The organism is Enterococcus sp. DIV1315a (genome assembly GCF_051712325.1).
GTDB classification, from domain to species: Bacteria; Bacillota; Bacilli; order Lactobacillales; family Enterococcaceae; genus Enterococcus; species Enterococcus faecalis.
In genome coordinates, this window is the sequence record NZ_JBIOOS010000001.1 from 1,593,900 (window position 1) to 1,606,911 (window position 13,012).

General features: G+C 37.3%; 11 protein-coding genes. 2 read left to right on the forward strand and 9 right to left on the reverse strand.

The window, feature by feature from the left end:
• Nucleotides 1-88: 88 nt before the first annotated feature.
• The 5 genes from IGJ03_RS07685 to IGJ03_RS07705 form a co-directional block, all read right to left on the reverse strand.
• Nucleotides 89-808 (reverse strand): MIP/aquaporin family protein, encoded by a 720-nt coding sequence (locus tag IGJ03_RS07685; protein WP_002357140.1) that lies wholly within the window; start codon nt 806-808, stop codon nt 89-91.
• A 7-nt stretch (nt 809-815) separates the two neighbouring features.
• Complete coding sequence (gene glpO, locus IGJ03_RS07690) at nt 816-2,645, reverse strand: type 1 glycerol-3-phosphate oxidase (protein ID WP_002379559.1); 1,830 nt, start codon at nt 2,643-2,645, stop codon at nt 816-818.
• Nucleotides 2,646-2,665: 20 nt separating this feature from the next.
• On the reverse strand, nt 2,666-4,171 hold the full coding sequence (gene glpK / locus IGJ03_RS07695) for a glycerol kinase GlpK (RefSeq protein WP_002357138.1): 1,506 nt from the start codon (nt 4,169-4,171) through the stop codon (nt 2,666-2,668).
• A gap of 276 nt (nt 4,172-4,447) precedes the next feature.
• Nucleotides 4,448-5,914, reverse strand: coding sequence for a helix-turn-helix domain-containing protein (locus IGJ03_RS07700; protein WP_438711108.1), 1,467 nt, complete (start codon nt 5,912-5,914; stop codon nt 4,448-4,450).
• A complete protein-coding gene (locus tag IGJ03_RS07705; RefSeq protein WP_375804620.1) occupies nt 5,904-7,238 on the reverse strand; it encodes an FAD-dependent oxidoreductase in 1,335 nt (444 codons plus the stop codon). The genes IGJ03_RS07700 and IGJ03_RS07705 overlap by 11 nt, the downstream gene beginning before the upstream one ends.
• Before the next feature lie 179 nt (nt 7,239-7,417).
• On the opposite strand from IGJ03_RS07705, the gene IGJ03_RS07710 reads away from it, so the two are divergent.
• Together IGJ03_RS07710 and IGJ03_RS07715 are read left to right on the forward strand one after the other, a co-directional pair.
• Complete coding sequence (locus IGJ03_RS07710; RefSeq protein ID WP_048949294.1) at nt 7,418-7,774, forward strand: hypothetical protein; 357 nt, start codon at nt 7,418-7,420, stop codon at nt 7,772-7,774.
• Nucleotides 7,775-7,807: 33 nt separating this feature from the next.
• A complete protein-coding gene (locus IGJ03_RS07715; RefSeq protein WP_002357133.1) occupies nt 7,808-7,969 on the forward strand; it encodes a hypothetical protein in 162 nt (53 codons plus the stop codon).
• A 241-nt stretch (nt 7,970-8,210) separates the two neighbouring features.
• Here the strand turns inward: IGJ03_RS07715 and IGJ03_RS07720 are convergent, their stop codons facing one another.
• The 4 genes from IGJ03_RS07720 to IGJ03_RS07735 form a co-directional block, all read right to left on the reverse strand.
• Nucleotides 8,211-8,651: a hypothetical protein gene (locus tag IGJ03_RS07720; protein ID WP_016615209.1), complete on the reverse strand. Its 441-nt coding sequence runs from the start codon at nt 8,649-8,651 to the stop codon at nt 8,211-8,213.
• A 69-nt stretch (nt 8,652-8,720) separates the two neighbouring features.
• The gene (locus tag IGJ03_RS07725) at nt 8,721-9,257 is read right to left on the reverse strand and encodes a GNAT family N-acetyltransferase (RefSeq protein ID WP_002364151.1); all 537 of its coding nucleotides are present in this window, start codon (nt 9,255-9,257) and stop codon (nt 8,721-8,723) included.
• 69 nt (nt 9,258-9,326) lie between these two features.
• Nucleotides 9,327-12,032, reverse strand: coding sequence for a cation-translocating P-type ATPase (locus IGJ03_RS07730; protein WP_002377094.1), 2,706 nt, complete (start codon nt 12,030-12,032; stop codon nt 9,327-9,329).
• A gap of 317 nt (nt 12,033-12,349) precedes the next feature.
• Nucleotides 12,350-13,000: a YczE/YyaS/YitT family protein gene (locus IGJ03_RS07735; protein WP_002366868.1), complete on the reverse strand. Its 651-nt coding sequence runs from the start codon at nt 12,998-13,000 to the stop codon at nt 12,350-12,352.
• Between the last annotated feature and the right edge of the window lie 12 nt (nt 13,001-13,012).

The following is a 13,012-nucleotide window of genomic DNA, read 5'->3' on the forward strand; positions in this document are numbered from 1 at the left end:
TAATATGTAGCAAAAAACACTTGCAAGAATTGATTACTTCTCACAAGCGTTTTTTATTGTCTAAAACAACTATTTACATTTCATTTTATTAAATAGTGAATAAATAAATTACTGCAGCTAATGAAGCACCTAAGATAGGTCCCACAATTGGCACCCAAGAATAAGCCCAATCAGAATCACCTTTTGTTTTCACAGGAATAATTTGGTGCGCTAAACGAGGTCCTAAATCACGTGCAGGGTTAATTGCATAACCTGTAGGTCCGCCTAATGATAGACCTAGTCCTAAGACCAAAATCCCAACAAGCATTGGGTTAATGCCAGCCGCTAAGTCGTTTTGAGAAAAGGCTAGTAAACCAAAAACCAAGACAAATGTGCCGATAATTTCTGTTAAAACATTGGCTGGATAGTTACGGACAGCTGGACCAGTGGCGAAGGTTCCTAAAATAGCACCTTTGTCTTCTGTAATGTTCCAATGGGGTAAATAAGCTAACCAGACAACTAAACCACCAATAAAACCGCCTAGGACTTGAGCTACGATATAAGGTAAAACCATGCCCCATTCAAAGTTTCCAGTAATTGCCATCGCAACTGTTACAGCAGGATTTAAATGCGCTGGACTCATATACCCAGACATGTAAACAGCTAATGTAACAGCAGCGCCCCAACCTAAAGCAATAACGACCCAACCAGAAGCAAAGGCTTTGCTTTTCTTCAAGTTAACTGCGGCACAGACGCCATCCCCTAGTAAAACTAAAATCATCGTTCCGAAAAATTCACCGAATAATTGTGTCATCATCGAAGTTCCCATTTTTTCTTCACCCTACTTTCAAATTTTTTAAATCTGATTCTTCAATTACTTTTTCTAATGTTTCAATGTGTCGTGCTCTTTCTTCCGCTGTCCATTGATAATGCTGTGCCATTTCTTCAATGACTCCCGCTTTCACTTGGTCCAAACGATCACGCATAAATAATAAGTGGTTGGTCCGTCGCAATAAAAAGTCGACGGGTGTTAAAGCCATTTCTTCTTCCATCGCATAGTTTAAAGAGACAGTTTCTGTTAAGGTTAAACCAGGAATTACTTTGGCATCATCAATCATTTCAAAAACAGTTGGTACGTTGGAGCCATATAAATGAGCTAAGTATAGTGCATCCTTTTCACTTAACCCTTTAGATACGCCATGTTTTGCCAACGCTTCTAATTCTTCGTCTACCGTTGCAGGGTTCAATTTCCCGCCTGAAACTGGATAGTTTTTAGAATCAATTAAGGTGAATTCTTTCTGGTATTCTTCTGCTAAGATGGTTTGAATCATTTTCATCGCACCTTCTGCCATTTTACGATAATCTGTTAATTTCCCACCAGCCAAAGTGAGCAAGCCATCCGCTGATCTTTCCAATGAGCTGCCTCGAGAGACAGCTGAAGGATTGACTTTATTTTCCACCAAACTGTCTTCTAGATGGTTTAGGACTTCTTCAATTTCTCGTTTATCTGTTTGATTTTTTTGGTATCTGTCAACTACATCAATGACTTCATCAATACTTTTATCTGAAAGTTTGCCATTGTTTCCCCCGTTATAATCTGAGCCACCGTTAGCAGAAATTAAAGGTCGTAAGCCAGCCCAGCTGGCTTCAATATCATCAATTGTCAATTGTACCTCTGGATAACGATTATTGACTACTTCCAATAGGTAATCCACATCACTTTGTTCTACTGTTGGATGTTGAAAGTCTCCATGGTAATCTGTATCCGTCGTCCCAAAATATGTTTTTTCTTCTCTTGGAACAACGAAGACCATGCGGCCATCTTGTTTACCTGTATCAAAATACGTTGGTTGAGGAACATTTAAACGGCTTTTGTCGACAACTAAATGAACCCCTTTGGTTGGACGCATTTGTGGTGTAAATGAATCATTTTTGTCTAAGCCTCTTAATTTATCTGACCAAGGACCAGTAGTATTAATCACAACATCTGCGTGAATCTCAAACTGTTCGTCAGTTAGTAGGTCCTTTGCTTGAATGCCAGTAATTTTACCTTCATCATTGTATAAAAAGCCCACCGCTTGAACCCGACTCACAGCATGTGCCCCGTCAGCTACTGCTTGTTTAATATTTTCAATAACTAAACGAGCATCATTATTTCGGTAATCTAAATAAACACCGCCACCTTGTAGACCTTCACTTTTTAGTTGTGGCTCACGTGCCAAAACCTCGTCTTTTGTCAACAGATAGTTGGCGTACTTGGTACCTGTTACATCAGCTAACTGATCATATAAATCCATTGCTATTTTGACAGAAAATAGATTAAATGTTGCATTTGGCTCATCATAAATCGGCAATAACATGGGATCCGCTTTAGGGATGTGTGGCGCAATGGATTGAACGACGGCTCGTTCTTTCACTGTATCTGCCACCACCTCCACGTCAAACGTTTTCAAATAGCGGATACCACCATGAACTAATTTGGTTGATCGTGAAGAGGTGCCCTCTGCGAAATCCTGCATTTCAATTAACCCTGTCTTCATTTTAGCGGCACTGGCTTGCAGGGCAACGCCTGCGCCAGTAATGCCACCACCAATAATTAAGACATCTAAGTGTTGTGTTTTTAAAGCGTCGATTGATTGTCGGCGTGTTTCTATTGAGAAAGTCATAGAAAATTCCCCTTTTCCATTTACTTATTTTTACGTTTGAATTGTTGGGTAGCTGCTACTGCTTGTTGCCAACCTTCATATAAATCTTCTCGTTCTTCTTCCGCCATAATTGGTTCAAATTGTTGTCCTTCTTCTTGGAATGCTTTGATTTCTTCTAAGTCTTTCCAGAAGCCAACCGCTAAGCCCGCCAAGAAAGCTGCGCCTAAGGCCGTTGTTTCTAAGTTATGGGCTCTTTGAACAGCAGTGTTTAAAATATCTGCTTGGAATTGCATCAAGAAATCATTGTTTGCTGCTCCACCGTCTACTTTTAAGACAGGAATGTCTATGCCTGTATCTTCTTTCATCGTGTCAATAATGTCACGAACTTGATACGCAACTGCTTGAAGTGTCGCTTTGACAAAATCTTCTCTCGTGGTACCGCGTGTTAATCCAAAGACAGCCCCACGCGCTTGTGAATCCCAATATGGTGCGCCCAAACCAGTGAATGCCGGAACCACATAAACTTCATTGTGCCCTGTTGACGCTTTGGCTACTGCTTCAGATTCAGCAGCCGTTTGCAACATTTTTAAGCCATCTCGTAACCATTGAATCGCTGAACCAGCCACGAAGATACTTCCTTCCAAGGCATAATATACTTTGCCGTTAATGCCATAGCCAATAGTGGTAAGCAGATTATTTTTAGAAAGTTGAGGTTCTTCGCCAGTGTTCATGACAATAAATGAGCCTGTTCCATAGGTATTTTTAACCATCCCAGGTTCAAAGGCCATTTGACCAAATAAAGCGGCTTGTTGGTCACCAGCCATCCCAGCGATAGGAACTTCACTTCCGTAAAAATGGTAATTTTTTGTTAATCCATACACTTCAGAGTTCGAAACGACTTTCGGTAACATCACTCGTGGGATATTTAAAAGATCCAAAATTTCTTGATCCCAATCTAAATCATGGATATTAAACAACATCGTCCGGCTTGCATTTGAATAATCAGTGACATGAGTATCTCCCGTTAATTTCCAAACGAGCCAAGTGTCAATTGTTCCAAACATCAATTCTCCATTTTCTGCACGTTCTTGCGCACCTTCTACGTGATCTAAGATCCAACGAACCTTCGTTGCTGAGAAATAAGCATCAATGATTAACCCAGTTTTTTCATGAATCATTTCGCTGTAGCCATCTTCTTTTAGTTGATCAGCAATAGGTGTCGTTTGGCGTGATTGCCAAACAATTGCGTTATAAATGGGTAACCCAGTTGCTTTGTCCCAAACAACGGTTGTTTCCCGTTGGTTTGTAATCCCAATTCCGGCAATATCCGTTGGTTTCACTCCTGACTCAATTAGAGAACCTGCAATAACGGATTGAACAGAATTCCAAATTTCATTGGCATTATGTTCCACCCAGCCTGCATTAGGAAAATATTGAGTAAATTCCTTTTGTGAACTACCAATTTTGTTTCCTTTTTTATCAAAAATAATTGCACGAGAACTAGTCGTTCCTTGATCAATCGCCATAATGTATTTTTCTTCTGCCATGATAATTCCTCCTAAACGTTTTTGAAATCGTTTTCTTTATGTCCCTATCTTACAAACAAAAGACTAACTAAACATGTCAAAAACTTTTTTTATTTTAAAAAAATTGAAAGGATTTCTACTAAAACCAACAAAGACAACGCTTTCAATAATACTTTTATTATCTCTAATTTTTCAATAAAAAGAAACATTTTTGTTTAAAAAAGCCTAATTTTCGACTTTTAGTTGTAAAAAGGCAGGTGCGAGGATCAGACAATTTCCGTCACACCAACCTTTTGTTTATTTCTCCCGCAAGGTGCGTATTTTCTTTTTTAATTGTTGCACATCATAGGTCGAACTTAATTCTGACAAAACATAGACTTCCGGTGTTCCTTGATAGCTCGTTTGCTGATAATTGGTCACAATTAAATCATATGTTTGTTCAGGCTGATACCTCTCCACCAGCGTGCCATTCATATTTTTAAGACTAAGCATTAATACTTGTGTTAACGCCGCTTGATAAAGAGCATCCATTGCTAAATGAATTCCAATTTTTATTTCACCAATCATTTTAAATTCAATTAATGCCAACACGCTTAAATATTTGACCAGAGAAAGTTCATGCAAACTATCTCCTGGTTGATACGTTTCATCAAAACAAGCTAAAGCTTTTTCTAATAACGTTGTTGAAAAAGAAGCTAATTCCCGACTAGATAATTGCTGTTCTTTTTCCCAGATATGGGCCCGATCAAAGACTTCCAATTCTCCTTTAAAAAAATACAGTTTTCCATGAATTTGTGAAAAATAGTAAGCCATGGTTTTCTCAAGAGTAGGTTCAAATTTATGGGGCCGATAATACAAGACCACATTTTCCAAGATAAACGTATCAGCTAAAGAAACAGCGGAACGACGTCCCCGAATTAAGGAATATTCATCAAAAGCTGATTCTGGTATGACCGACATTGTGATTAGAAAAACAAAATGAATCATGCTTTCTCCTTCGTCTAATTCTAATGAATAGCGACTAGAAAAACGGAAAAACAATTGTCGAACTTGCTTAAATAACGGATCTTCTTTAAAATCAATCATTTTCTTTCTCAATTGTTGATATTTTTTTGAAGTGACCGCTAGGCGCTTTTTCGTAATACTCAACCAAAGGCTAACTTTTAACGCATTATGTTCATTAAAAGTAAAACCTAAGCCAGTCTCAATCCCTTCAATTATCCGTTTATTTAACGGGGACATCGTTTTTTTCTGGTGTGTTTCATAGGGAGTAATATACCAATACAACTGAAAGTAAAAGTAACGAATCTGCAATTCTTCGCCCTGTAGTTGTCCATTTTTTATTTGCAAATCAAAGGCGGCTAACAATTGATTGAGTTCCTTAATCTTTCGAAATAAAGAAGACTCACTAATCATAAATTTAGTCGTTAATTGAGCAATAGAAAACTCTTTATTACGATATAAATAATCTAAAAGTTGAAATTTAAGAGACTCTTTTACAAATGCTTCAATTAAATGATTCAACGAAAAAAAATCCGATAAGGTGATTGATAGCTGTTGGCCATCATAAGTAAGCTGACAATCCTGTCCAAAAGGTTTCAAAAAATAATGTAAATCCTCTAAGTCTTTTTCAAAGGAAGCTTTTGTGACCGCTAAGAATGCTGTTAAATCAGAGACTGAGCAGGTGCCGCCTGCTAAGATGGTTTGTTGCACCGTTAATAATTGTCGCATCGCTTTCTTTTCTAATAACGTCTCAACTTTCATCGTTCTCTCTCCAATAAGCCGAAGCACCCATCAAATTTGTAATATCATAAATATTGGTTAAGGAAGGTTGATAAAAATAATCTTTTTGTAATAGGTCTGTCAGTGTCTGACCTGTTTGGATACTTAATGCTAACGTATTTATTTTTTCTAAACAATTGTTTTTTGAACAAAGCTGTGCCCCAAGGACCCGTTGCGTCACTTTATCATAGATTAATTTGCCTAAAATTTCTGTCCCATGTTGTAGAGGCGGCGCTGGCTGTCTAACAATTACGGAAGCAAGTGTTTGCGGAAAAAATAAACCTTCCGTTTCGGTTAGACCTGTACTAGCAAGGTAATAGTCCCCCACTTTTGTTCCCATTGTTCGTAAAGAACCAATGAATCGGTGCGTTTTTTCTTCTAAATTGTTGGCGACTACTAAGCCAGTTCGTACCGCATTGTTCACTAACGGAGCATAAAAAGTTTCCGCGACTGGTTCATTCATAACTGAAATGCAATCACCGATGGCAAAAACATTCGGCACTGAAGTTTGTAAATAAGCATTCACCGCGATTGTCTGATCCAGATTCCGTTGAATTTTTTTATCTAAATAGGCTAATTGAGGATGTAAGTTTAAAGCAAAAATCCCACTGTCACAAGAAATTTTCTGTTCACTAGTTTCAAGAACAATACCATTTGCTGTTTCTTCAATTCCTAGGACCGTTTCTTCAAAATGGAAAATTACTGCTTGTTTTTCCAAAGATTTTTGAACTTCTGCGACCATTTCTTTATCAAAATATTTAGGCAATAGATTTTCTAAACTTTCAAAGACATGGACAGTTTTCTTCATTTTCACAAGAAAATCAATTGCTTCTACTCCAATGGGGCCTGCACCAATGACAGCTACTGTCTGGCTTTTTTCCAGTAATGGAACAGCCGCTAAAGCACCTGATAAAAATTTATATTTGAGTAATTTTTCTGTTTGACTACCACGAATTTGCGTGGAAAATTGGCTCGCGCCTGTCGCTAAAATCAATTTATCATAAGAATACCACTGTTGTTCTTCCTTTTGCGTCCAAGCAATCAATTGGTTCTCAACATCCATTGCCACGACTTCTCTATTTAAAAGCAACTGAATCTTTTGACGACGTAATTCCTCTTCCGTTATGTAACGTGCTTCGTGTAATTCATTGATGGTATGATTAAAATACGCACTTAAGCCACCAGATAAATACCCCACTGTTGCTTGTTTGTCAATTAAAGAAATTTCTGCTTGGGGATATTTTTTCCTTGAAGCAATTGCTGCGGAAATACCTGCGAATGATGCACCAATAATCACAATTTTCATTTGTTTCCTCCTCTGTCAGGACCTACTATACTTCTCTCAGTTTATCATGATTAAAAAGAATGCTAAAGCAACAACTATAGTTTTCCCTTAAAATAATTATTTTTGCTGAGCGCATTGCTTTTCAAGCACTTTCATTTTCATTTATAATAAATGTTACTACTGTTTGAGGAGGAGTTTTCATGTCTGCAACAAAAGAGCAATTGGAACTATTTTTATTTTATTTATCTGAAACCCATACAAAAAGTTTATCTTTACATGACTTAGTTACAAGTCGACCACGCCCAGAAGAAGCGCGTATTTTATTAAATATTAACGAGGTTTTTACTTACTATCATAGCGCTCGTGTTCTCTACACAAGTGTTCCTGCTCTTGAAAACAACAAGTCTGAGCCTTTTTTCCAAGCCTTCGAAAATTTTTATTTTGAATTAAAACAACATTTTTTCAATGAAGAAGATGAAACCAATCAATTGAATGAACGTCTAGAGGAAATGAAAGTTGCCTTTGAACAATTGACGGATGACTACAATGTTCTATAATAGAAGAGAACAATTCGTTGAGAAGGGGTCCTTATGAAGCAAGAAGAAGTGATTGAACGTTTAAAAGAAGAACTAAATTTGCCATTTTTTAATGGTACGCTAGAAGAAAAGAACTATTCTGAAGCAGATTATCAACAAATCAAGAAAGAGTTAATTCAATACTTTGATGATTATGTGCGAAATGTTGAAAATTAACAAGCTAAAACAACCTTTGATTTTAATAAAATCAAAGGTTGTTTTATTATCAAAATAAAAAAATAACAAAAAAACCACCGGCAGTTTTGCCGATGGAAAAGGAGTATTTACTCAATAAGAGTAAAATGAAAAATAAAAAGGTTGTTGTTGGTATGAATTAATAATACAATACACTTTCTCTTTTGTCCATAAAAAAGACATGAAAAAAATATTAAATTCGTTAGTTATTTTTATTAGTTTTTTATTTTTTCAAAAGAATGTTGCTCATTCGCGTAATGGCAAAGGTTAATTCATCCGTTGCTTGATCCTGCTTTTCCTCTGAAGTATTAAATAAATCTGCATCAATACCTGTTTCTGGATCTGTTGCTAAAATCATTTCATTGCATCCTGCTACATATTCTGTATAAGCATGTTGAAATTTTTTGTGAATACCAAGTACTTGTGGTGTTGGTTTTAATGTTCCGACTTTTTTGAGCATTAATTCATATTTTTCAGTACCTTCTTTAAATTTTGCTTGAATTTCTGCAATTCGTTCGGCTGTTAAATCATTCACTTTATTCTTATCGATCGCTTGACGAACTTCTTCGTAATATGGATTCATGACTTCGCCAATGTCTTCTGTTGTTTTAACGATATCATTAATTGTTTGAACGTAAAATCCTAAATTTGGTCTCATAACCATCCCTCTTTTCCCTTTTCTCTTTCACTCCATTTTACACTTTTTCTATTCCATCTGACAAGTGGCACTTTTTCAGTCTTCATTCTTTTGATTTTTAACAGAGAAAACATAGTGAGGCATCGTTTTGCCACGGTATGTTTTAATGTATCGATCCCTAACAAGCATCTGGTTTCGAATAGCGACATTCATAGAGGCTAAGTTCGTATCACGAATCGTTGAAATAACTTCTGGAAAATTTAATACATCGAATGCGTACTGTTTTGCCGCTGCGGCAGCTTCAATCGCATACCCTTTGTGCCATTCTTTCACACATAAATGATAACCAATTTCTGGATAGCTCTTACCTTTTACTAATTGATTGGTGAGACCACACTCGCCGATGACTTCGCCTGTTCGCTTCTTCTCTAACGCCCATAAGCCGTAGCCGTATTCTTGATAGGACTGTAAGTTCCACTTTAGCCAGTTTGCGACCTCTTCATCAGAAAAAGCGTGTTCATAAGCATACATCACATTTTCATCTTGCAAAAATTTTTTCAATTCCACTTCATCTTCCGACTGCCATTCTCTGACAATAAGTCGTTGTGTTTCGAAAATAATTTTCCGTTTCAAGCCCTTTCACTCCTTACATAAAGAAAAATTGACTGGTTTAAGTACCAGCCAATTTTCTTTTCTTATTTATTAAGCACCTTTACCTGCTTTACGTTGGAAGAACTTCACAATTTCCACAATTGGGATGATAGCAAAAGAAGTACCTGCTACAATTGCCCATTGATATGCATCTAAATGTGTGACGCTGAATAAATCATTAAATCCTGGAATAACAATCGTTGCAGCTAATAGCAAGAACGAAACAAGAATCCCATAGTTAAATGATTTGTTGCGGAATAAGCCAACTTTGAAAATTGATTGATAAATCGACTTCACATTAAAGGCATGGAACAATTGAATTAATCCCAAAGTAGCGAAGGCCATGGTTAAAGCATCGCCGTGTTGTAAATCATACAACGCTTGCGCCGATAAGTTTGTGTTAGCTGCGGTATGTGCTGGGAACATAATTGACATTTTGTACACAATCAAAGTCAATGCCCCTTGCGTAATCCCTTGATAAACAACACTGCTTAAAACGCCGCCAGAGAAGAAGTTCGATTTTTTACCACGAGGTTCATGGCTCATCACATCACGTTCTGCTGGTTCCACACCTAACGCAATCGCTGGGAAAGTATCTGTTACTAAGTTAATCCACAATAAGTGAACAGGTAACAAGGTATCCCAATTGAGCATTGTTGCAATAAACAAGGTTAATACTTCCCCTAAGTTAGCTGAAAGTAAATATTGAATCGTTTTTTGGATATTTGAGAAGACTTTACGTCCTTCTTCTACCGCTACAATAATTGTTGAAAAGTTATCATCGGCAAGTACCATATCTGAAGCACCTTTTGATACTTCTGTTCCGGTAATTCCCATACCAATCCCGATGTCAGCAGCTTTTAAGGCTGGGGCATCATTTACGCCATCACCAGTCATAGCAACCACTTTTCCTTCTTGTTGCCACGCTTTAACAATCCGAACCTTGTGTTCTGGTGAAACACGAGCATAGACAGAGTAGTGTCCCACGACTTGTGCGAATTTTTCATCTGACAATTCATTTAATTCAGCGCCTGTAATGACTGCATCGTCGTCGCCTTCTTTGATGATGCCTAAACGTGCCGCAATTGCTTCTGCTGTATCACGGTGGTCACCCGTAATCATAATTGGACGAATACCCGCTTCTTTCGCGACTTTTACAGCATCTGCAGCTTCTTTTCTTTCTGGGTCAATCATACCGACTAAACCAGCAAATGTTAAATCTTTTTCCACAAGTTCAGAACTCATTTCGGCTGGAATCGTCTCAACATATTTATAAGCCATTCCTAAAACACGTAAGGCTTGTTTCGCTAATGAGGTGTTTGTTTTCAAAATTTCTTGACGTTTTGTTTCATCTAATGGACTTGTTTCTCCATTTGATAAGATTTCCGTACAACGTTTCAATAATTCATCTGGTGCACCTTTGACAGAAACTAGGAAGCCACCTGTTTTTAATTCATGAACAGTAGTCATTAATTTACGATCAGAGTCAAAAGGAATCTCTGCCACACGAGGTTCAGCTGCTACTTTTTCGGTTACATTAAACGCATGATCTAAACCAAATTGTACTAAGGCAGTTTCTGTTGGGTCACCAATTAATGAACCATCTTGAGCGATTTTTGTATCATTCGTAAAGTTCATGATTTTTAAAGCCATATTATCGGCAGGGATTTCTGTGGAAGCAGATAAAACTTGACCATCTGTATACAACGCTTCAACGGTCATTTGATTTAAGGTTAACGTACCTGTTTTATCTGAACAGATAATATCTGTACTTCCTAATGTTTCAACGGCTGGTAACTTACGGACAATCGCATTTTTCTTGGCCATTTTTTGGGTACCTAAAGCCAAAATAATCGTGACAATCGCTGGTAATCCTTCTGGAATTGCCGCTACAGCTAACGAAATTGACGTTAATAACATGTCAATCCATGAACGACCATTCATCATTCCTACCACAAACATCACCGCTGCAATGACTAAAATGGCAATTGTTAACATTTTACCCAATTGGTTTAAGTTTTGTTTTAAAGGCGTTTCCGTTTCTTGTTCGCTTGCTAGCATGCCAGCAATTTTACCGACTTCTGTATTCATTCCTGTGCCAACCACAACGCCAAGACCACGTCCATACGTCACATTACTATTGGAATAAGCCATATTGATTCGGTCACCGATACCAATATCGGTTCCCTCTAAGATGGTTACTTCTTTTTCAACTGGAACAGATTCACCGGTTAACGCTGCTTCTTCAATTTTTAAGCTATTCGCTTCCAATAAACGTAAATCAGCTGGAACGACATCCCCTGCTTCTAATAAAACAATGTCGCCTGGTACTAATTCATCACTTTTAACAGTAATGACGTGTCCATCACGGCGAACATTCGCATTTGGTGAAGACATTTCTTTTAATGCTTCAATGGCTTGTTCCGCTTTGGCTTCTTGAATGACCCCAAAGATGGCGTTCAAGATAACAACCACTAAGATGATAATCGAGTCTACCACATCATGGGAAAAGACGGCTGAAATGACCGCTGCCGCTAATAAAACAATAATCATAAAATCTTTGAATTGCTCAAAGAATTTCACGGCAAGTGATTTTTTCTTCCCTTCATCTAGCACATTTTCCCCGTACGTTTCTAAACGCTTTTGAGCCTCCTGTGCACTTAATCCATCAGTTGTTGTGTTCATTTTCTCCAAAACAACTGTGTCGTCTTGTGCGTAAAACGCTTCAGACAATTGTGTTTTCTTTTCTTCTGACATGTTCTTCCTCCTCTATTTTTTGCAGCATCCTTCAAGTACTATTTTACATTTCATCAAAAATAAATGAAAAAAAATAGACTTGTGTATGCTACTTCGTCGAACATACATAAGTCTCACCGTTTAAGACAACACCAGAAATTGCTTTCGGAGTTGGTGATGTTGTCACAGCATAAATACTGTCAGTTACTCCCTCATGAAAAAACTATTTAACATTGATTGGAGAACCAATGTTATGAATAATTACTTAATTAGTATACCGTTTTCCACTCTTTTTTTCAAATAAAAGTTCTGCTCATTTGAAAAAAACTGAAATCCTTTCATTCGGATTCCAGTTTCTTGATTTGTATTCGTAAAATACGCTGTTGTCCCCGCTTTCTCGACCAACTAATAACCCAAGAAAGTAAGAAAAGACTAATCACGGTTCCTTCACGAACAAAAATCGGCAAATGATAACTAATGGACAATCCTAGTGCTAAACTGACACAAAAAATATCAACTAAATAACGATAAACCTGAAAACTATAGCGCGTTCTTTCAGAAATAAGTGTACAAAATTTTTCAATGGGAAATTGCAAAACACCTAGCGCAACTACCTGTCCTGTCCCAATTCCTGCTATGATTGTCCCTAAAATAAATAGAACAATTTTAACCAAATAATTTTGAAAAACAAGCGAACCAAATAATTGATATAAGAAAAAATTAATGACAAAACCAAAGCCAATTAACGCCACCAAAATAATCAAATAGTCCTGAATTTTACGCTGCTGATCTAACAACCAACACGTGCCTAAAAAAGCGAAATTAATAGCTGTGGTAACCGTCCCGACTTTTAAATGAGTAAGTGTTGCAAAGGTCACATTAAACGCATTAAAACTGCTAACCCCGATGCCTGCTTGAATTGTCAAACTGATGCCCAATGCACTAATTAAATAAAAAAGAAACGATAGCACAATTTTTTTCTTCCACATTATAAAAACTCC

Bases quoted from the DNA above. Each gene is read 5' to 3' on its own strand.
- glpO (WP_002379559.1), bottom strand. From the start codon at position 2,645: ATGACTTTCTCAATAGAAACACGCCGACAATCAATCGACGCTTTAAAA.
- IGJ03_RS07700 (WP_438711108.1), bottom strand. From the start codon at position 5,914: ATGAAAGTTGAGACGTTATTAGAAAAGAAAGCGATGCGACAATTATTA.
- IGJ03_RS07685 (WP_002357140.1), bottom strand. From the start codon at position 808: ATGGGAACTTCGATGATGACACAATTATTCGGTGAATTTTTCGGAACG.
- glpK (WP_002357138.1), bottom strand. From the start codon at position 4,171: ATGGCAGAAGAAAAATACATTATGGCGATTGATCAAGGAACGACTAGT.
- IGJ03_RS07735 (WP_002366868.1), bottom strand. From the start codon at position 13,000: ATGTGGAAGAAAAAAATTGTGCTATCGTTTCTTTTTTATTTAATTAGT.
- IGJ03_RS07710 (WP_048949294.1), top strand. From the start codon at position 7,418: ATGTCTGCAACAAAAGAGCAATTGGAACTATTTTTATTTTATTTATCT.
- IGJ03_RS07730 (WP_002377094.1), bottom strand. From the start codon at position 12,032: ATGTCAGAAGAAAAGAAAACACAATTGTCTGAAGCGTTTTACGCACAA.
- IGJ03_RS07715 (WP_002357133.1), top strand. From the start codon at position 7,808: ATGAAGCAAGAAGAAGTGATTGAACGTTTAAAAGAAGAACTAAATTTG.
- IGJ03_RS07720 (WP_016615209.1), bottom strand. From the start codon at position 8,651: ATGGTTATGAGACCAAATTTAGGATTTTACGTTCAAACAATTAATGAT.
- IGJ03_RS07705 (WP_375804620.1), bottom strand. From the start codon at position 7,238: ATGAAAATTGTGATTATTGGTGCATCATTCGCAGGTATTTCCGCAGCA.